Source organism: Neisseria sp. CCUG17229, from assembly GCF_047839235.1.
GTDB classification, from domain to species: domain Bacteria; phylum Pseudomonadota; class Gammaproteobacteria; order Burkholderiales; family Neisseriaceae; genus Neisseria; species Neisseria brasiliensis.
In genome coordinates this window covers 1,110,061-1,127,425 of record NZ_CP181247.1, presented here as the reverse complement: position 1 = coordinate 1,127,425, position 17,365 = coordinate 1,110,061, and the positions used below count along the sequence as shown (strand labels likewise).

At 47.4% G+C, this 17,365-nt stretch carries 14 protein-coding genes and 1 tRNA gene; 7 read left to right on the top strand and 8 right to left on the bottom strand.

Annotated elements, in window-relative coordinates; genetic code table 11:
• Positions 1-190: 190 nt before the first annotated feature.
• Complete coding sequence (locus ACM67B_RS05360; RefSeq protein ID WP_416190467.1) at positions 191-622, top strand: Spy/CpxP family protein refolding chaperone; 432 nt, start codon at positions 191-193, stop codon at positions 620-622.
• Between the two features lie 52 nt (positions 623-674).
• Here ACM67B_RS05360 and ACM67B_RS05355 read toward each other — a convergent pair whose 3' ends face one another.
• The 4 genes from ACM67B_RS05355 to lon all read right to left on the bottom strand — a co-directional run bounded on the left by ACM67B_RS05355 (position 675) and on the right by lon (position 5,381).
• On the bottom strand, positions 675-1,541 hold the full coding sequence (locus ACM67B_RS05355; RefSeq protein ID WP_416190466.1) for an ATP-binding protein: 867 nt from the start codon (positions 1,539-1,541) through the stop codon (positions 675-677).
• A 23-nt stretch (positions 1,542-1,564) separates the two neighbouring features.
• Positions 1,565-2,176 carry a riboflavin synthase subunit alpha gene (locus ACM67B_RS05350; protein ID WP_416190465.1) on the bottom strand — a complete coding sequence of 204 codons (612 nt, stop codon included), beginning with the start codon at positions 2,174-2,176 and terminating at the stop codon, positions 1,565-1,567.
• A gap of 295 nt (positions 2,177-2,471) precedes the next feature.
• Positions 2,472-2,741 carry an HU family DNA-binding protein gene (locus ACM67B_RS05345; protein ID WP_066078839.1) on the bottom strand — a complete coding sequence of 90 codons (270 nt, stop codon included), beginning with the start codon at positions 2,739-2,741 and terminating at the stop codon, positions 2,472-2,474.
• A 186-nt stretch (positions 2,742-2,927) separates the two neighbouring features.
• Complete coding sequence (lon, locus tag ACM67B_RS05340) at positions 2,928-5,381, bottom strand: endopeptidase La (RefSeq protein WP_416190464.1); 2,454 nt, start codon at positions 5,379-5,381, stop codon at positions 2,928-2,930.
• A gap of 233 nt (positions 5,382-5,614) precedes the next feature.
• On the opposite strand from lon, the gene ACM67B_RS05335 reads away from it, so the two are divergent.
• The 4 genes from ACM67B_RS05335 to recA all read left to right on the top strand — a co-directional run bounded on the left by ACM67B_RS05335 (position 5,615) and on the right by recA (position 8,850).
• Complete coding sequence (locus ACM67B_RS05335; RefSeq protein ID WP_416190463.1) at positions 5,615-5,902, top strand: YbeD family protein; 288 nt, start codon at positions 5,615-5,617, stop codon at positions 5,900-5,902.
• A gap of 1 nt (position 5,903) precedes the next feature.
• Positions 5,904-6,518, top strand: coding sequence for a lipoyl(octanoyl) transferase LipB (gene lipB, locus ACM67B_RS05330; protein WP_416190462.1), 615 nt, complete (start codon positions 5,904-5,906; stop codon positions 6,516-6,518).
• On the top strand, positions 6,518-7,501 hold the full coding sequence (lipA, locus tag ACM67B_RS05325; RefSeq protein WP_416190523.1) for a lipoyl synthase: 984 nt from the start codon (positions 6,518-6,520) through the stop codon (positions 7,499-7,501). The genes lipB and lipA overlap by 1 nt, the downstream gene beginning before the upstream one ends.
• 302 nt (positions 7,502-7,803) lie before the next feature.
• A complete protein-coding gene (gene recA, locus ACM67B_RS05320) occupies positions 7,804-8,850 on the top strand; it encodes a recombinase RecA (RefSeq protein ID WP_416190461.1) in 1,047 nt (348 codons plus the stop codon).
• A 112-nt stretch (positions 8,851-8,962) separates the two neighbouring features.
• On the opposite strand, the gene ACM67B_RS05315 is transcribed toward recA, so the two are convergent.
• Entirely contained in the window at positions 8,963-10,189 is a 1,227-nt protein-coding gene (locus ACM67B_RS05315; RefSeq protein ID WP_416190460.1) for an MFS transporter, read from the bottom strand.
• Positions 10,190-10,542: 353 nt separating this feature from the next.
• Complete coding sequence (locus ACM67B_RS05310) at positions 10,543-11,139, bottom strand: MlaC/ttg2D family ABC transporter substrate-binding protein (protein ID WP_416190459.1); 597 nt, start codon at positions 11,137-11,139, stop codon at positions 10,543-10,545.
• A 218-nt stretch (positions 11,140-11,357) separates the two neighbouring features.
• On the opposite strand from ACM67B_RS05310, the gene ACM67B_RS05305 reads away from it, so the two are divergent.
• Both ACM67B_RS05305 and ACM67B_RS05300 read left to right on the top strand, forming a co-directional pair.
• Positions 11,358-11,442: transfer RNA gene (locus ACM67B_RS05305), tRNA-Leu, on the top strand.
• A gap of 199 nt (positions 11,443-11,641) precedes the next feature.
• The gene (locus ACM67B_RS05300) at positions 11,642-12,856 is read left to right on the top strand and encodes a pyridoxal phosphate-dependent aminotransferase (protein WP_096295220.1); all 1,215 of its coding nucleotides are present in this window, start codon (positions 11,642-11,644) and stop codon (positions 12,854-12,856) included.
• A 54-nt stretch (positions 12,857-12,910) separates the two neighbouring features.
• Here ACM67B_RS05300 and aspA read toward each other — a convergent pair whose 3' ends face one another.
• Both aspA and alaS read right to left on the bottom strand, forming a co-directional pair.
• Positions 12,911-14,314 carry an aspartate ammonia-lyase gene (gene aspA / locus ACM67B_RS05295; RefSeq protein ID WP_416190458.1) on the bottom strand — a complete coding sequence of 468 codons (1,404 nt, stop codon included), beginning with the start codon at positions 14,312-14,314 and terminating at the stop codon, positions 12,911-12,913.
• 166 nt (positions 14,315-14,480) lie between these two features.
• The gene (alaS, locus tag ACM67B_RS05290; RefSeq protein ID WP_416190457.1) at positions 14,481-17,105 is read right to left on the bottom strand and encodes an alanine--tRNA ligase; all 2,625 of its coding nucleotides are present in this window, start codon (positions 17,103-17,105) and stop codon (positions 14,481-14,483) included.
• Positions 17,106-17,365: the final 260 nt, after the last annotated feature.

Genomic DNA, 17,365 nt, shown 5'->3' with positions numbered 1-17,365 from the left:
AAATATTAATGGAATAAATATATTCTTCCATGAGGTAAATATCCTCGTTATAACATACTGAAAATAAAGCATACATTGCTGTTTGTTAATTTATAATTAACAAATCACAAACTAAACTTAACAAGTATAAAACCGCCTTTGACACGCATATCCGTTATATTGCCTATGTATTCGAAGTTAGGAAAATGCCGTGTTTTTTGTGTTGAAATCTTCTGCTATTTATCAGATATTATCATTTGCTGCTTTGTTGGTATGCAGCAGTATCATTTATGCTGCCCCCCATTCGGCACAATTGGATGATTTTCATCCCAATTGCAATTTCCGCCAATTAAATCTTAGCCAAGAGCAACACTCTGCGCTACGCCGTATCCGTTTGGATTATAAATCGGCTGCTGACAAAGCTTATAAGAAAGAACAACGCACCGATCGCACCCGTCGGCGTAACATCATGAGTATTCTTAACAACCCTAAATTTGACCAAAATAATGCACGCGATTATGTGGAAAGCCGTTATCTGTCGCGAATGGATTTTGCTGTGGACGAATTGGCGATTCAACATCGCATTTATCATTTGTTGACGCCAAGTCAGCGTCAGATTTGGCTGAACACCTGCTTGCGCTAACTTCATGACAACACATAAACAAAAAAGGCACTTATTCAAGTGCCTTTTTGTTTTAGCCTATCACCCGTTGCTCCGGTAAGCGCCCGGCCCAATCACAGGCAAATTGCCATGCCGAACGGCCGGATCGGTTGCTGCGCATTTGTGCCCACAATAAAGCTGCTTTTTTAGCAGTTTCATCGTATTCCACGCCAAAGTCGGCCAGCCAATTTTCTACCGCCTGCAAATAATCATTTTGGTCAAACGGATAAAAGCTCAACCACAAACCGAAACGATCGGATAAAGACACTTTTTCTTCTACCGCTTCTTTTTGATGGATTTCACCACGAATACCGGTCGTGCCGCCGTTTTCATCCATGTATTCAGGCATTAAGTGGCGGCGGTTAGACGTGGCATACACCAACACATTGCTGCATCGTTGCGATAAGCCGCCATCTAAAGTGGTTTTCAATGCTTTATAGGTTTCATCACCGGTTTCAAACGACAAATCGTCGCAGAAAATAATGAATTTTTCCGGGCGTTCGGCCAAAAGTGGCAACAATGCCGGCAGCGTGATTAAATCGCTTTTATCCACTTCTACCAAACGCAAACCTTGATCGGCATACTCATGTAGCAAAGCTTTCACCAGCGACGATTTGCCCGTACCGCGCGAGCCGGTCATCAACACATTATTCGCCGGGCGACCTGCCAAAAATTGCTCGGTATTGCGAATCAAGCGTTCGGTTTGCGAACCGACTGCTGCCAAACGGCTGAGCGGGAAGGTATGCGGATTGGGCAGGCTTTCCAATACGCCTTTGCGCCCCACACTTTGCCAGCGGTAAGCCAGCGCATTCCAATTAATGGCCGTTTGCTCTGACGGCAAAATCAAATCCAAGCGGTTTAATACCGCATCGGCTTTTTTCAAAAATTCAGTAAGTTCCATAGTTCTTCTTTTCAGACGGCCTGTTATTGATGTTGCGCCATTACGCGCAAAACGGTATCGACAATGGCTTGGGTTTGCGGGTCGATTTCAATATTGATTTCATCACCGACTTGGCGTGTGCCGAACAAGGTGCGTTCCAAGGTTTCGGGAATCAGATGGACATTGAATTCATCGTCGCTCACATCACCAATTGTCAGGCTGCAGCCATCCAAGCCGACAAAGCCTTTGGTTAGGATATAAGGCTTCAAATCTGCAGGCAGGCGAAACCAAAGCGTGCGATTAAATTCATTTTCATCGATGCGTGTAATCGTGGTGGTGGCCATAATATGCCCGCTCATCACATGGCCGCCGATTTCGTCGCCAAACTTGGCTGCCCGTTCCAAATTGACCCAATCCCCAGCTTTCAGACGGCCTAAATTGGTTTTGGCCAAGGTTTCGTTCATTAAGTCGAAGCTGACTTGATTGGCCTCAATATCGGTAATGGTTAGGCAACAGCCGTTGTTGGCCACGGATGCGCCGGTTTGCAGATTATCGGCCATATTGAGCGGCAGCTCGACGATGTGCGTGCGAAAATCAGGCGATGGTTGGTTTACCGCAACAATGCGCCCCATGCCTTGTACAATACCTGTAAACATTTTAATGCCTTTTTTTTGATTAATGCAATTGTAACGCAAAATTCAATAGGCCGTCTGAAAGCATGTATATTTTTCAGACGGCGTGAGACCTTTATAAAATCCCTATCTTTGGCACATTTCTTCGTTTTGCGCTGCTCGAAGCTTGCCTATCTTGATGATATGTCTTCGCTTTCTGTGCTGCTACAACTTTCAACTGTACTCAAATCTAGAGTTTTACAAAGGTCTCGGCTTTTATTTATCCAAACAAAAAACCGAATCGTCAGATTCGGTTTTGATCATTAGGCCGTATGAAAGATTACAGTGCGTCTTTCAATGCTTTACCGGCACGGAATTTAGGAGTTTTAGCAGCAGCAATAGTCAAAGGCTCGCCAGTTTTAGGGTTGCGGCCTTGACGCTCGGCACGTTCGCCAACGTAGAAAGTACCAAAACCTACTAAAGTGACAGTGTCACCTTTTTTCAGCGCTTCAGTTACGGCATTAGTAGTCGCATCCAATGCTTTTTGGGCAGCCGCTTTTGAAATACCAGCTTCTTGAGCAATCGCTTCAATTAATTCAGACTTGTTCACAATCAGTCCCTTCCTATCGTTGAAAATAATGGAGAACCCGATGATTCGGGCTTTTCGTACTTTTGAGTACCTGTGTGCTTTATAGCAATTCTGAAATTACCATGTCAAGCGAAAAGATACGGAATTGCTTTATTTTTCAGGCTTTGAAAGCAAACCCGTATCCTTTTACAACACATTTACAGTAAATCAGTGTTTTGTCGCTTTGGCTCTTGACGGCTTGATTTTCGGGCTTTCAGCCAAGGTTTCCACGTTTTCCAACGGGGCTTGCCAAGGCTGCGGCTGATATTCCAAACCTAAAGCCAATACTTCGTCAATCCACTTCACAGCATGGATTTCCAGACCGGTTTTTACGTTTTCCGGAATTTCTTCCAAGTCTTTGACATTGTCTTTCGGAATCAACACATGCTTGATGCCGCCACGCAATGCCGCCAACAGTTTCTCTTTCAAACCACCAATTGGCAATACTTCACCGCGCAAGGTAATCTCACCTGTCATCGCGACATCAGCGCGCACCGGAATGCCGGTAAATGCGGAAACCATCGCCAACGTCATGGCAATACCCGCACTTGGGCCGTCTTTCGGCGTTGCACCTTCCGGCACATGCACGTGCATGTCTTGCTTCTCGTAGAAGTTCGGTGCCAAGCCGACTGATTCGGCGCGTGAACGCAATACCGACCAAGCCGCGGTCACAGATTCCTTCATCACATCGCCCAGCTGACCGGTCGATTGGATATTGCCTTTGCCCGGTAAAGCTACGGCTTCTACGGTCAACAGCTCACCGCCAACTTCCGTCCATGCCAAACCGGTAACCTGACCCACTCGGTTTTCACTTTCGGCCACACCGAAATCAAAACGGCGCACGCCCAGATAATCATGCAGATTATCGGCATTCACCACAATCGCTTTCGGCTTGGTTTTGCGGGTTTTAGCTTTTTGGGCATCTTCTTTCAGCTGCACCGCCATCACCACTTTGCGGCAGATTTTGGCAATTGCACGGTCAAGCGAGCGCACACCGGCTTCACGCGTGTAATAGCGCACGATATTACGCACGGCCGATTCTTCAATCACCATTTCACCATCGCGCACGCCATTGCGTTCCATTTGTTTCGGCACCAAATATTGCATCGCAATGCTAACTTTTTCGTCTTCGGTGTAACCAGACAAGCGGATAATTTCCATACGGTCGAGCAAGGCCGGCGGGATGTTCATGCTGTTAGACGTAGCAATAAACAACACATCGCTCAAATCGTAATCGACTTCCACAAAGTGATCAGAGAAGGCGTTGTTTTGCTCCGGATCAAGCACTTCCAACAGAGCCGAAGCCGGATCACCGCGGAAATCGTTACCCAATTTATCGATTTCATCGAGCAGGAACAACGGATTTTTCACTTCCGCTTTAATCATGCTTTGAATAATTTTGCCCGGCATCGAACCAATATAGGTACGGCGGTGACCGCGGATTTCACTTTCGTCTTTCACGCCGCCCAACGCCATGCGTACATATTTACGGCCGGTGGCTTTGGCAATCGATTGACCCAGCGAAGTTTTACCCACGCCCGGTGGACCTACCAAACACAAAATCGGGCCTTTGAGCTTGTCGCTGCGCTTTTGCACCGCCAAGTATTCCAAAATGCGCTCTTTGACCTTTTCCAAACCAAAATGGTCGGCATTCAATACCAAATCTGCTTTGGCAATGTCTTTGATGACGCGCGTTTTTTTCTTCCACGGCAAATCCAGCAGCGTATCGATGTAGTTGCGCACCACAGTCGATTCGGCCGACATCGGCGGCATCATTTTCAACTTTTTCAGTTCGCTCAAGGCTTTTTCTTGCGCTTCTTTGCTCATGCCGGCTGCTTTGATTTTGGCTTCCAACGCATCCAGTTCGCCACGCTCGTCTTCTTCTCCCAATTCTTTCTGAATGGCTTTGACTTGCTCGTTAAGATAATACTCGCGCTGCGATTTTTCCATTTGGCGCTTCACACGGCCACGAATGCGCTTCTCAACCTGCATGATGTCAAGTTCGGCTTCCAATTGACCCAGCAAAAATTCCATGCGGCCAACGATGCTGGCGGTTTCCAAGATTTCTTGCCGCTGCTCCAGCTTCAATTGCAAATGCGCGGCAATGGTATCAACCAAGCGGCTGTTTTCACTGATGCCATTAATGGTATTTACCACCTCAGCCGGAATTTTTTTGTTCAATTTGGCGTATTGCTCAAATTGTGACAATAAAGTGCGACGCAGCGCTTCCATATCAGGATTGGCTTCGTCTTCATTCTCATTCACGGCTTCAACGTGCGACAAGAATAAATCGCCTTTGTCTTCCACCGTCAGCGCATGGGCGCGGCGCACGCCTTCTACCAATACCTTCACCGTACCATCCGGCAGCTTCAATACCTGCAACACTTGGGCAACCGTACCCATGCGGTGCAAATCTTTGGCAGACGGCTCTTCGATATTCGGATCCAATTGTGCCAGCAAAAACACCGGATCATCGTTGCTCATCGCCATTTCCAGCGCAGCAATCGATTTTGGGCGGCCGACAAACAACGGCAGCACCATGTGCGGATAAACCACGACATCACGCAGCGGCAGCGTGGCCAGCGCGCTGTATTCCTCAAAATATTTGTTGTCTTCTGACATATGTGTATCTCTTGCGGTTTTGAATCAAGTTGCCTCGTAAGTTGGGCTGAAAGATTGGATTTCAAGACTTGAAAATCGGCTTAATGCGCATATTTGCCTGATAACCATTTTAAATGCAAGGACAAGTCAGGTTAACAAGGCTTGGCGTTTGCGTTAAAATATGCCTGAACACAAAATCAGGCCGTCTGAACAGCATTTATCGGCTTTCAGACGGCCTTAACAAGGAATACCTCATGTCTGATCAAACCCATACACCCGAGCAAACCGAAACCCTGCTTGAGTTTCCGTGTATCTTCCCTTTAAAAGTAATGGGCATTACCCACCCTGAATTTGTCAGCTCGATTTTAGCTGCCATTCAGGAATACGCCCCAAATACCACCGAAGCACACGTGACCACCCGCCCGAGCAGCAAAGGCAACTACACCGGCGCTACCGTAAAAATTGAAGCCACCAGCAAAGAGCAGCTCGATAATATCTACCGCGCCCTGACTTCGCATGAAATGGTGAAAGTGGTTTACTAAGATGAAAATCGTGCAGAAAGGCTTGGTAGAATATCAGCCGACATTCGAAGCGATGAAAGCGTTTAATGCCAACCGCGACGAACATACTGAAGACGAATTGTGGGTGGTCGAGCATCCGCCGGTGTTTACCCAAGGTTTGGCCGGAAAGCCCGAGCATCTATTGATTCGTGACGATATTCCTGTGGTGCAAATCGACCGTGGCGGCCAAATCACTTACCACGGCCCTGGCCAATTGGTGATTTACACCATGATTGACTTCAAGCGCCGCAAAACCAGCGTGCGCCACATCGTTTCTGCACTAGAAAACAGCATCATTGCCACCTTGGCTGAATACAGCATTGAAGCCGCTGCCAACCCGAAACGTCCCGGTGTGTATGTAGGCGAACGCAAAATCGCTTCACTCGGTTTACGCATCAAAAACGGCTCGGTCTATCATGGCTTAGCTTTGAATGTAAACATGGACTTAAGCCCGTTTAGCCACATCAACCCTTGCGGCTATGCCGGTATGGAAATGACCCAAATCGCGGATTTCATCAATCCGTGCCCCACGCTTGCAGAAGTGGCCGATAAACTCACCGGCCATCTAAGCACGCAACTGACCTCGAAAGAATCATGATGAGTGAAATTAAAATTGACGATCCCAAACGCGGCGTAAAATTACGCGGTGCCGACAAAACTGCCCGCATTCCGATTAAAGTGGTGCCGTTGCAGGAAAAATTGAAAAAGCCGGAATGGATTCGTGCCAAATTACCTACTAAAAAATTCTTTGAAATCAAAGATATTTTACGCGAACAAAAAATGCACACCGTGTGTGAAGAAGCCTCTTGCCCGAATATCGGCGAATGCTTTAGCAAAGGCACAGCCACTTTCATGATTATGGGCGATATTTGTACCCGTCGTTGTCCGTTTTGCGACGTGGGTCACGGCCGCCCTAACCTGTTGGATCCGGATGAGCCACAAAATCTGGCTGAATCTGTTGCCGCCATGAACTTACGTTATGTGGTAATTACTTCCGTTGACCGCGATGATTTGCGTGATGGCGGAGCACAACACTTTGCCGACTGCATCAAAGCCATCCGCGAGCGCAGCCCGAACACCAAAATCGAAATTCTTGTACCGGATTTCCGCGGCCGTTTGGACATTGCCCTGAAAATTTTGGCCGAAACACCGCCGGATGTGATGAACCACAATTTGGAAACCCATCCGAGCCTGTATAAAAAAGCCCGTCCGGGTGCCAATTACCAGCATTCGTTGGATTTGTTGCGCCGCTATAAAGAAATGATGCCGCATATTCCAACCAAATCCGGCATCATGGTCGGTTTGGGTGAAACCGATGAAGACGTACGCGAAATCATGCGTGATATGCGCGCCCACAATATTGAGATGATTACCATCGGCCAATATCTGCAACCTTCAGATGGCCACTTGCCGGTATTGCGCTATGTGACGCCCGAACAATTCAAAATCTTTGAAAAAGAAGCATATGAATTGGGCTTTAACAATGCTGCTATTGGTGCGATGGTTCGTTCCAGCTACCATGCGGACGAACAAGCTGCAGAAGCCTTACGAGAAAGCCACGGCGGCGGTTGCAGCCATTAAATCAAACGTGTTTATCATGCCGTCTGAACTTTTCAGACGGCATGATTTTTCAGTTTGTATCATCGCTCAATACGGCTTTTTAAAGCTTTTATGCTATACTTTCAGACTGAATATGCGCAAAACTGCCACACACTTTATTTTCCTAACATGATGTTTTTATGGAAATTAATGACAGACTTTAAACAATATTCAGGCCGTCTGAAAATTAAAACAAAATAAAACTATACTTTTTCTTAATTTATGCGATAATAGCTAAATAAATTCTTAGTTAATTCGTGACAACACTTACAGAAAGTACCATTATGTCAGATGAAAAAAGCAAAGCCCTTGCCGCTGCCTTAGCCCAAATCGAAAAAAACTTCGGTAAAGGCTCTATCATGAAGATGGATGGCAGCCATCAAGAAGAAAACTTAGAAGTCATCTCAACCGGCTCGCTCGGCTTGGACTTAGCTTTGGGTGTAGGCGGTTTGCCGCGCGGCCGCGTAGTTGAAATCTTCGGCCCTGAATCATCCGGTAAAACCACTTTGTGTTTGGAAGCCATTGCGCAATGCCAAAAAGCTGGTGGTGTGTGCGCGTTCATCGATGCCGAGCACGCATTCGACCCAATTTATGCCCGTAAATTGGGCGTAAAAGTGGAAGAATTGTATCTTTCCCAACCGGACACCGGCGAACAAGCCTTGGAAATCTGTGATACTTTGGTACGCTCCGGTGGCGTGGACATGGTGGTGGTTGACTCGGTAGCCGCATTGGTACCAAAAGCCGAAATCGAAGGCGAAATGGGTGACAGCCACGTTGGTTTACAAGCGCGCTTAATGAGCCAAGCCTTGCGCAAACTGACCGGCCACATCAAACGCACCAACACTTTGGTGGTATTCATTAACCAAATCCGAATGAAAATCGGCGTGATGTTCGGTAGCCCGGAAACCACTACCGGTGGTAACGCGTTGAAATTCTACGCTTCCGTGCGCTTAGATATTCGTCGTACCGGCCAAATCAAAAAAGGCGACGACGTGATTGGTAACGAAACCAAAGTTAAAGTGATTAAAAACAAAGTAGCGCCGCCGTTTCGTCAAGCCGAATTTGATATTTTGTATGGCGAAGGCGTGAGCTGGGAAGGCGAATTGATCGACATCGGTGTGAAGCACGACATTGTTGAAAAATCCGGCGCATGGTACAGCTACAACGGCGCGAAAATTGGCCAAGGCAAAGACAACGTGCGCATGTGGTTGAAAGAAAATCCGGAAGTAGCCAACGAAATCGATGCCAAAATCCGTGCAGCAGTCGGCATCAACATCGACATCACCGAAGGCAAAATCGACGACACCGATGGCGAACGTCCTGAAGAGTAAAATCGTGACGGCAACGTGGACTTAATGTCTCATAAAAAAGAGCAGGCTTAGCACCTGCTCTTTTTATTTGCTTTTGAATCGTTGAGGCCGCCTGAAAGTAAATATCCCCAGCCTAAACTTTTGCCATTTTTGCTTCACGAATCGGTAAATTCAATAAAGCAGCCATAGCGGCAAGCACCATATCCGCGTACCACATCCAGCTGTAGTCCCCGAAAGCCATAATCGCCACTCCGCCCAAATACGCGCCGAGAAAACCACCGATTTGGTGCGACAACAACGTTAAACCGAACAGAGTCGCCAGATAACGCAGGCCGAACAATTTGCCGGTAACCGCGGCAGTCGGCGGCACGGTGGCCAACCATGTTAAGCCCAGCCCGAATGCGAATAGGTAAAACGTCCAATCAGTACGCGGCATCATCAGGTAAATCAAAATCAGCATCGCACGCGAAGCATACATCCAAAATAAAATATATTTGCTGCGGAACTTGCCCACGCACCAGCCCGCCGCCAAACTGCCGATTACATTGGCGATGCCGATAATCGCCAGCGACCACGATGCCACCGTCGGCGGTAAGCCACACAAGGCCACTTCAGTCGGCAAATGCGTCACCAAAAAAGCAATATGAAAGCCACAGGTAAAAAAGCCCAGATGCAACAAAATATAGCTACGGTCTTTAAATGCTTGTGAAATAGCCTGTTTTAAAGTTTGTGCAGGTTGTACATTTGAGGCCGTCTGAACGGCCACTGCGCCTGATTCTCTGCGTGTTAGCCAACGCGCAATCGGGATAATCAGCAAACTTACCAGCGCCAACACATACATGGCACCGCGCCAACCGATGGCCGGTAGAAAAATCAGTCCTTGTAGCACTGGCGAGAACAAAAATTGGCCAAACGAACCGCCTGCATTTACCACACCCGAAGCCGTGCCGCGCATTGATGGTGGCAGCTTATTGGAAACTTGGCTCATCAAAATCGAATGACTACCCGCCCCCGACCCCATCGCCAACATCACCCCCATGCTCAAGGTTAAGCCCCAAGTAGTGGTGAGCGACGGAATCAGTGCGCAACCAATAGCTAGAATAATTGTGCCCCACAACAACACCTGCCACGCCCCAAAACGATCCGCCAAAGCGCCCGAAAGTGGTTGTGCCACGCCCCACATCAATTGGCACATCGCCATCGCAAAACTGATGCCGGCAATACTCAATGTCGTAGAATTCACCATCGGCTGCACAAATAAACCGAGTGACATCCTGATGCCCATGGTAATCATCAACACCGCCGCCGCGGCAAACGCAATCAGCCACAATAATCTGGCCTGATGAGTGTTTGTCTGCATATATTTCTCTTGATATATTCCATAAAACATGAGGTTCCCGAAGAGAGATTTTGAAACCGAAACTCTTATAAACCCCTGTATATTTGATTGAAGTAATCTAAATATGAAACATAGAATACTAACACCATAAAATCAAGAAAAAATATTGAACACTAATTGCTGCTTCTGATTGTTGCTATGACAATAAAGTAACGCGCTAAAAAGCGCGTTAAAAATACAATTAACCAAAAAATTAGCAAATAATCCTGCACATTGCACATTGAGAGTCTATTTTCGTCATGATTTAAACTAATTCAAACTAAAACGCATGTTATCACTAATTACCTGATCCCAATCTTAATACTTCATTATTATTATTGCTTTTTCAATCCTTTGGCCTTTACAGTAGCAATTGCACCATCAATACCTTTTTGTTTAATTAATTCATTGAATTGATTGCGATAAATTGTTACCAAGCTAGCGCCATCTACGCGGATATTGTAGATTTTGTATACCGAGCCGACTTGGTAAAGCTGGTAAGCCACTTCGTATTTGGTACCGCTTTTGGTTTGGATTTCAGAGAAAACATCGTGTCGGTTGCCGTTGGAAGTCATTTTTGGCAACAATTTCACTTTGGCATCCGCCGCACCCATTAAGGCCGAATGCGAATACATGTTGATAATCATGTCTTTGAATGCGTTGATGAATTCAGTTTTTTGCTTAGGCGTAAAATTGCGCCACGGTGCGCCCACAGCCAAAGCGGAAATGCGCTCATAATCCAAATAACGGTTGGCATAACTTTCGATTTGCTTCACTTTTTGCGCTTCGCTTACCGAACTTCTGGCAATCTTCAACACAGTATCCATATTTTGCTGCATTTGCGTTTGCGCAGGATGCGTCGCAGCGGCAACATAAGGAGCAACAATTGCCATCGGCGCAGCCAACATCAAAGCAGATAAATAACGGGTCATACTCTTTTCCTTTAACAAAAGTGATGAAGTAGTTTTAGCTATTGTAATCACTTTAACATTAGAAAATTTTAATAAAATGTAAAAAACCATTCAGGATACCCGAAGATAAGTTAGCGGCTAAATGAATAAATTATCATATATATCAAACATTTTTAAATTATTTTAAATAAACTACTTTACAATTTTTTTATAAGCACTATAATAACGACTTCTTCACCGCCCAGGTGGCGAAATTGGTAGACGCAGGGGACTCAAAATCCCCCGCCGCAAGGTGTGTCGGTTCGAGTCCGACCCTGGGCACCAAATTTTAAAAAGACCGCTTTATGCGGTCTTTTTGCTTTTGTATCTCGGTTTCAGACGGCCTAATCAGCCATTTTCGCCTATTTTTACCGATAAATTTGCTAAAATCGCAAATATTGTCGCTTATCCCCTTTTATTCTGATTACAAAAAGGGTACATTTACTACATTGTAAACAATCTTCAATTTGACGGAACACACATCATGGATCGCTTCCCTAAATCATCAAAACTGGATCACGTCTGCTACGATATCCGCGGCCCGGTACACAAAGAAGCCCTGCGCCTGGAAGAAGAAGGCCATAAAATTTTGAAGCTGAATATCGGTAATCCTGCGCCTTTCGGCTTTGAAGCGCCGGATGAAATTTTGGTTGACGTTATCCGCAACCTACCGACTTCACAAGGCTATTGCGATTCTAAGGGTTTGTATTCTGCGCGTAAGGCCATCGTGCATTATTACCAAACCAAGGGCTTGCGCGACATTACCGTGAATGATGTGTTTATCGGCAACGGCGTATCCGAGCTGATTACCATGTCTATGCAGGCATTGTTGAACGACGGCGATGAAATCCTGATTCCGGCGCCGGATTATCCTTTGTGGACAGCAGCTGCCACGCTGGCCGGTGGCAATGTGCGCCATTATTTGTGTGACGAAGAAAAAGACTGGTTTCCGGATTTGGCCGATATGGAAGCCAAAATTTCGCCGAAAACCAAAGCGATTGTGGTGATTAATCCGAATAACCCAACCGGCGCGGTGTACAGCAAAGAAATTCTGCTGGAAATCGCCGAATTGGCACGCAAACACGGCCTGATTATCTTTGCCGATGAGATTTACGACAAGATTTTATACGATGGTGCCGTGCATCACCATATCGCTGCCCTCGCCCCTGATTTGCTGACCGTCACGTTTAACGGCTTGTCAAAAGCTTACCGTGTGGCCGGCTTCCGTCAAGGTTGGATGGTGCTCAATGGCCCGAAACAACACGCGCAAGGTTATATCGAAGGCTTGGAAATGCTCGCCTCTATGCGCTTGTGCGCCACTACACCTATGCAACACGCGATTCAGACGGCCTTAGGCGGCTATCAAAGCATCAACGAATTTATCTTACCAGGCGGCCGCTTGCTCGAGCAACGCAATAAAGCTTACGAGCTGGTGAACCAAATTCCCGGCATTACCTGCGTGAAGCCAATGGGCGCGATGTATATGTTCCCGAAAATTGACACGGAAATGTACAACATCCATGATGACATGAAATTCGTTTACGATTTGCTGGTGCAGGAAAAAGTATTGTTCGTACAAGGCTCCGGCTTCAACTGGATTAAGCCCGACCATTTCCGCATCGTCACCCTGCCTTATGTGCATCAAATTGAAGAAGCCATGGCGAAATTGGAACGTTTCTTGAAAAATTATCGTCAATAGTGAAATACAAAAAAGGCCGTCTGCTTTCAGACGGCCTTTTTTGTATTTGACGAATTATTTGTTCAATTGCGCATTCAACATGTTTTCACGCGACAAGATGCGATCCAAATCTACAGCTTCCATCAAGCCTAAATCCAAAATCACATCGCGCACGCTTTGGCCGGTGGCCATGCAGATTTTGCCGATGTAATCGCCGTTTTCATGGCCGATGTACGGATTCAAGAAAGTAATTAAACCGATGGAATTGAATACATAGCTTTCGCATACTTCACGGTTGGCCGTAATGCCTTTCACACATTTTTCTGCCAAGCCTGCACAAGCGTTGTTCAGCAGCGAAATCGATTCCAGCATACATTGCGCAATCACCGGCTCCATCACGTTCAATTGCAGTTGACCTGCTTCGGAAGCAAAGGTAATCGTGGTGTCGTTGCCCAATACTTTGAAGCAAACTTGGCTCACCATTTCCGGAATCACCGGATTCACTTTGGCCGGTGTAATCGAAGAGCCTGCCTGCATTTCAGGCAAGTTGATTTCGCCGAAGCCGGCGCGTGGGCCGGAAGACAGCAAGCGCAAATCATTACAGATTTTCGATACTTTCACCGCTGTGCGTTTTACCGCGCTGTGTACCATCACATACGCGCCGCAATCGGAAGTGGCTTCAATCAGGTTTTCAGTCAGCTTCACATCCAAGCCGCTGATGGCCGCCAATTTTTTCACCGCTAAATCCGCATAGCCTTCCGGCGTGTTCACACCTGTGCCGATGGCGGTCGCGCCCAAGTTCACTTCCAACAACAATTGGCGCGTGCGCTCCAAATTGATGATTTCTTCGTCCAGCAATACTTGGAATGATTTAAATTCCTGACCCAAAGTCATCGGCACCGCATCTTGCAACTGCGTGCGTGCCAATTTCAATACGTCTTTGAATTCATCCGCTTTTTGTGCAAACGAATCTTTCAACACAGTCAGATTTTTCAAGAAATCGCCCACGCTGTAATACACCGCCAAGCGGAAGGCAGTCGGGTAGACATCGTTGGTTGATTGGCTGGCATTCACATCATCAATCGGGTTCACCACTTCATAATTACCCTTCTCTTGACCCAATTGTTCCAAAGCCAAGTTGGCAATCACTTCACAGGTATTCATGTTGACTGAAGTACCCGCGCCGCCCTGAAATACATCGGTCGGAAACTGATCCATGCAGCGGCCGTTGACCAAAATTTCATCGCAAGCCTTATCAATCGCACCTGCCACTTCCGTCGACAACGCACCCAATTCACCATTGGCCTGCGCCGCCGCTTTTTTTACCTGTACCAAACTGCGCACAAAATGCGGCATATCCGCAACTTTTTGCGAAGAAATCTGGAAGTTTTCCAAAGCGCGCAAAGTGTGGATGCCCCAATACACATCGCTTGGAATCTCACGTTCGCCCAATAAATCATATTCAACACGATAACCCATACTCTAAAACCCTCTTTGAGAAAATATTAATATCACCGACATGCGGCTACACAGGGAATAAGATAATCTTGTTAGCCTGATTTGTCCATATATTTAAGGCATAATTATGCGGTGATTTTTGGATAAAAGGCCGTCTGAAACCCTTTTCAGACGGCCTTTGTATTCATTAAGCCAATTTTTCGTTTGTCCAAGCTTCGACACTTGCCAAGGCTTGCGGCAGCTTATCGGCTTCGGTGCCACCGGCTTGTGCCAAATCGGGGCGGCCGCCGCCTTTACCGCCGACTTGTTCGGCAACGAATTTGACCAAATCACCGGCTTTAACTTTGGCGGTTAACGGCTTAGATACGCCGGCGCACAGGGAAACTTTGCCTTCATTGACCGCGGCCAACAGAATCACGGCTTTATCGGATTTGCCGCTTAAATCGGTCACGATTTCGCGCAAAGCGGCGGCATCGGCTTCGATTTGGGCGACAACCAGTTTGGCTGCGCCTAAGTCTTTGGCATTATCCAGCAGCTTCGCGCCTGCGTGTACGGCCAATTCGGCTTTGGCTTTGGCCAAGTCTTTTTCCAAGGCTTTGGTTTGGGCCGCGTTGGCTTGGATTTTGGCCAAGACATCGCGCTCGGTTTGGGCTTTCACTTCACCGATAATGTCGCGTACCAAACGTTCTTGGTTTTGCGCCCATTTCAAAGCATTCAGACCGGTAATGGCTTCGACGCGGCGCACGCCTGCGGCGATGCCGCCTTCGCTGATGATTTTAAACAGGCCGATGTCGCCGGTGCGGGCAACGTGGGTGCCGCCGCACAATTCGGTAGAGAAATCGCCCATTTGCAACACGCGCACTTCGTCGCCGTATTTTTCGCCAAACAGCATCATCGCGCCGGTTTTTTGCGCATCTTCCATACTCATAATATTGGCGTCAACCGCAACGTTGGCCAAAATGGCTTGGTTCACGCGGCGTTCGATTTCGGCAATTTCTTCCACGCTGATGGCTTGCGGATGAGAAATATCGAAACGGGTTGAATCGGCGGTAACCAATGAGCCTTTTTGCTCCACATGTGCGCCCAATACATCGCGTAAGGCTTTGTGCATCAAGTGGGTGGCGCTGTGGTTGCGCATATTGGCATCACGTACATCGTTATCGACTTCCGCGGTCACCGCATCGCCTACTTTCAGACCGCCTGACGTTACCACACCAAATTGACCGAATACCGCGGCTTTGATTTTTTGCGTATCGCGCACTTCAAAGCGGTTGTCTCCGGCAAAGATAAAGCCGACATCACCCACTTGGCCGCCTGATTCGGCGTAAAACGGAGTGAAATCAATAACAACCGCGCCGCTCTCGCCTTCAGCAAGTTCATTCACGGCTTCGCTGTCTTTGTACAAAGCTAATACGGTGGCTTGGGTACGACGTTCGGTGTAACCTTGGAACTCGGTATCTTGACCTTCGTAAGCCAATTGGGTGTTGGCTTTGAAACTTTGCGCGGCACGGGCGCGGGCGCGTTGGGCTTCCATTTCGCGGTTAAAGCCTTCTTCATCCAATTCGATGCCACGTTCACGACAAATATCTGCGGTTAAGTCGTATGGGAAACCGTAGGTGTCGTAGAGTTTGAAGATAACTTCACCGCTTAAGGTTTTGGCGCCATCGGCCAATGCATTTTCCAGCAAGGCCATGCCGGTTTCCAAGGTTTGCGCGAAGCGGGTTTCTTCGTTTTTCAAGGCTTCTACGATTTGCGCTTGTTTTTCCACCAATTCAGGATAAGCCTCGCCCATTGCTTTTGCTAAATCAGCCACTAATTTGTGGAAAAACGGTTGTTTTTGACCCAGTTTGTAACCATGGCGAATCGCGCGCCGGATAATGCGGCGCAAGACATAACCGCGGCCTTCATTGCTCGGCAACACGCCATCGGCAATCAGGAATGAGCAAGAGCGGATATGGTCGGCAATCACTTTCAGGCTTGGTTCGTCCATGCTGAACGGTGCGCCGGTTTCGCGGGCAACGGCTTTGAGCAAGTCTTGAAACAAATCGATTTCGTAGTTGCTATGTACCCCTTGCATCACGGCGGCCATGCGCTCCAAGCCCATGCCGGTATCGACGCTAGGTTTCGGCAGCGGATTCATGTTGCCTTGTTCGTCGCGGTTGAATTGCATGAAAACGTTGTTCCAGATTTCAATCCAGCGGTCGCCATCTTCTTCCGGACTGCCCGGAATGCCGCCCCAGATTTCTTCACCGTGGTCGTAGAAAATTTCCGAGCAAGGGCCGCAAGGGCCTGTGTCGCCCATTTGCCAGAAGTTGTCAGACGCATAACGCGCGCCTTTGTTGTCGCCGATGCGCACGATGCGCTCGGCAGGCAGGCCGATTTCATTGAGCCAGATGTTGTAGGCTTCATCGTCTTCGGCATACACGGTGGCCAATAATTTTTCTTTCGGCAGATTGAGCCATTCTTTACCGGTCAAAAAGCCCCAAGCAAAATGAATCGCTTCGCGTTTGAAATAGTCGCCAAACGAGAAATTGCCCATCATTTCAAAAAAGGTATGGTGACGCGCGGTATAGCCGACGTTTTCCAAGTCGTTGTGTTTGCCGCCGGCGCGCACGCATTTTTGCGCGGTGGTGGCGCGGTTGTATGGGCGCTTGTCGAAGCCCAAAAAGACATCTTTAAATTGGTTCATGCCCGCGTTGGTAAACAGCAGGGTCGGATCGTCATGTGGCACGAGTGAGGACGAGCGCACGATTTGGTGTTGGTGTTGTTCGAAATATTGCAGGAATTTTTGGCGTAATTCAGAAGTTTTCATGGTATTTTCTGTAACAGGTTTAAACAGTTTCAGACGGCCTATTGAAGCTTTTCAAAGGCCGTCTGAATTTAATTTTCAGATTCCTCCTATCTTACCGCAAATCCTTGTTTCAAGCTATCTATCGGCCTGATTATCGGCTACAAATGCGCGCATCTGCGGCGAAGTGTTTCAAAAATGAATGTTAACATCGATAATTTTTCGCCAAATCAAGATTTTATCGCTTATAATCGCTGACTTTTACACCCGAGAACGACATTAAG

Coding starts and splice junctions, on each gene's coding strand:
- alaS (WP_416190457.1), bottom strand. CDS start 17,105: ATGAAAACTTCTGAATTACGCCAAAAATTCCTGCAATATTTCGAACAA.
- ACM67B_RS05300 (WP_096295220.1), top strand. CDS start 11,642: ATGGATCGCTTCCCTAAATCATCAAAACTGGATCACGTCTGCTACGAT.
- recA (WP_416190461.1), top strand. CDS start 7,804: ATGTCAGATGAAAAAAGCAAAGCCCTTGCCGCTGCCTTAGCCCAAATC.
- ACM67B_RS05350 (WP_416190465.1), bottom strand. CDS start 2,176: ATGTTTACAGGTATTGTACAAGGCATGGGGCGCATTGTTGCGGTAAAC.
- ACM67B_RS05335 (WP_416190463.1), top strand. CDS start 5,615: ATGTCTGATCAAACCCATACACCCGAGCAAACCGAAACCCTGCTTGAG.
- ACM67B_RS05355 (WP_416190466.1), bottom strand. CDS start 1,541: ATGGAACTTACTGAATTTTTGAAAAAAGCCGATGCGGTATTAAACCGC.
- lon (WP_416190464.1), bottom strand. CDS start 5,381: ATGTCAGAAGACAACAAATATTTTGAGGAATACAGCGCGCTGGCCACG.
- lipB (WP_416190462.1), top strand. CDS start 5,904: ATGAAAATCGTGCAGAAAGGCTTGGTAGAATATCAGCCGACATTCGAA.
- aspA (WP_416190458.1), bottom strand. CDS start 14,314: ATGGGTTATCGTGTTGAATATGATTTATTGGGCGAACGTGAGATTCCA.
- lipA (WP_416190523.1), top strand. CDS start 6,518: ATGAGTGAAATTAAAATTGACGATCCCAAACGCGGCGTAAAATTACGC.
- ACM67B_RS05315 (WP_416190460.1), bottom strand. CDS start 10,189: ATGCAGACAAACACTCATCAGGCCAGATTATTGTGGCTGATTGCGTTT.
- ACM67B_RS05310 (WP_416190459.1), bottom strand. CDS start 11,139: ATGACCCGTTATTTATCTGCTTTGATGTTGGCTGCGCCGATGGCAATT.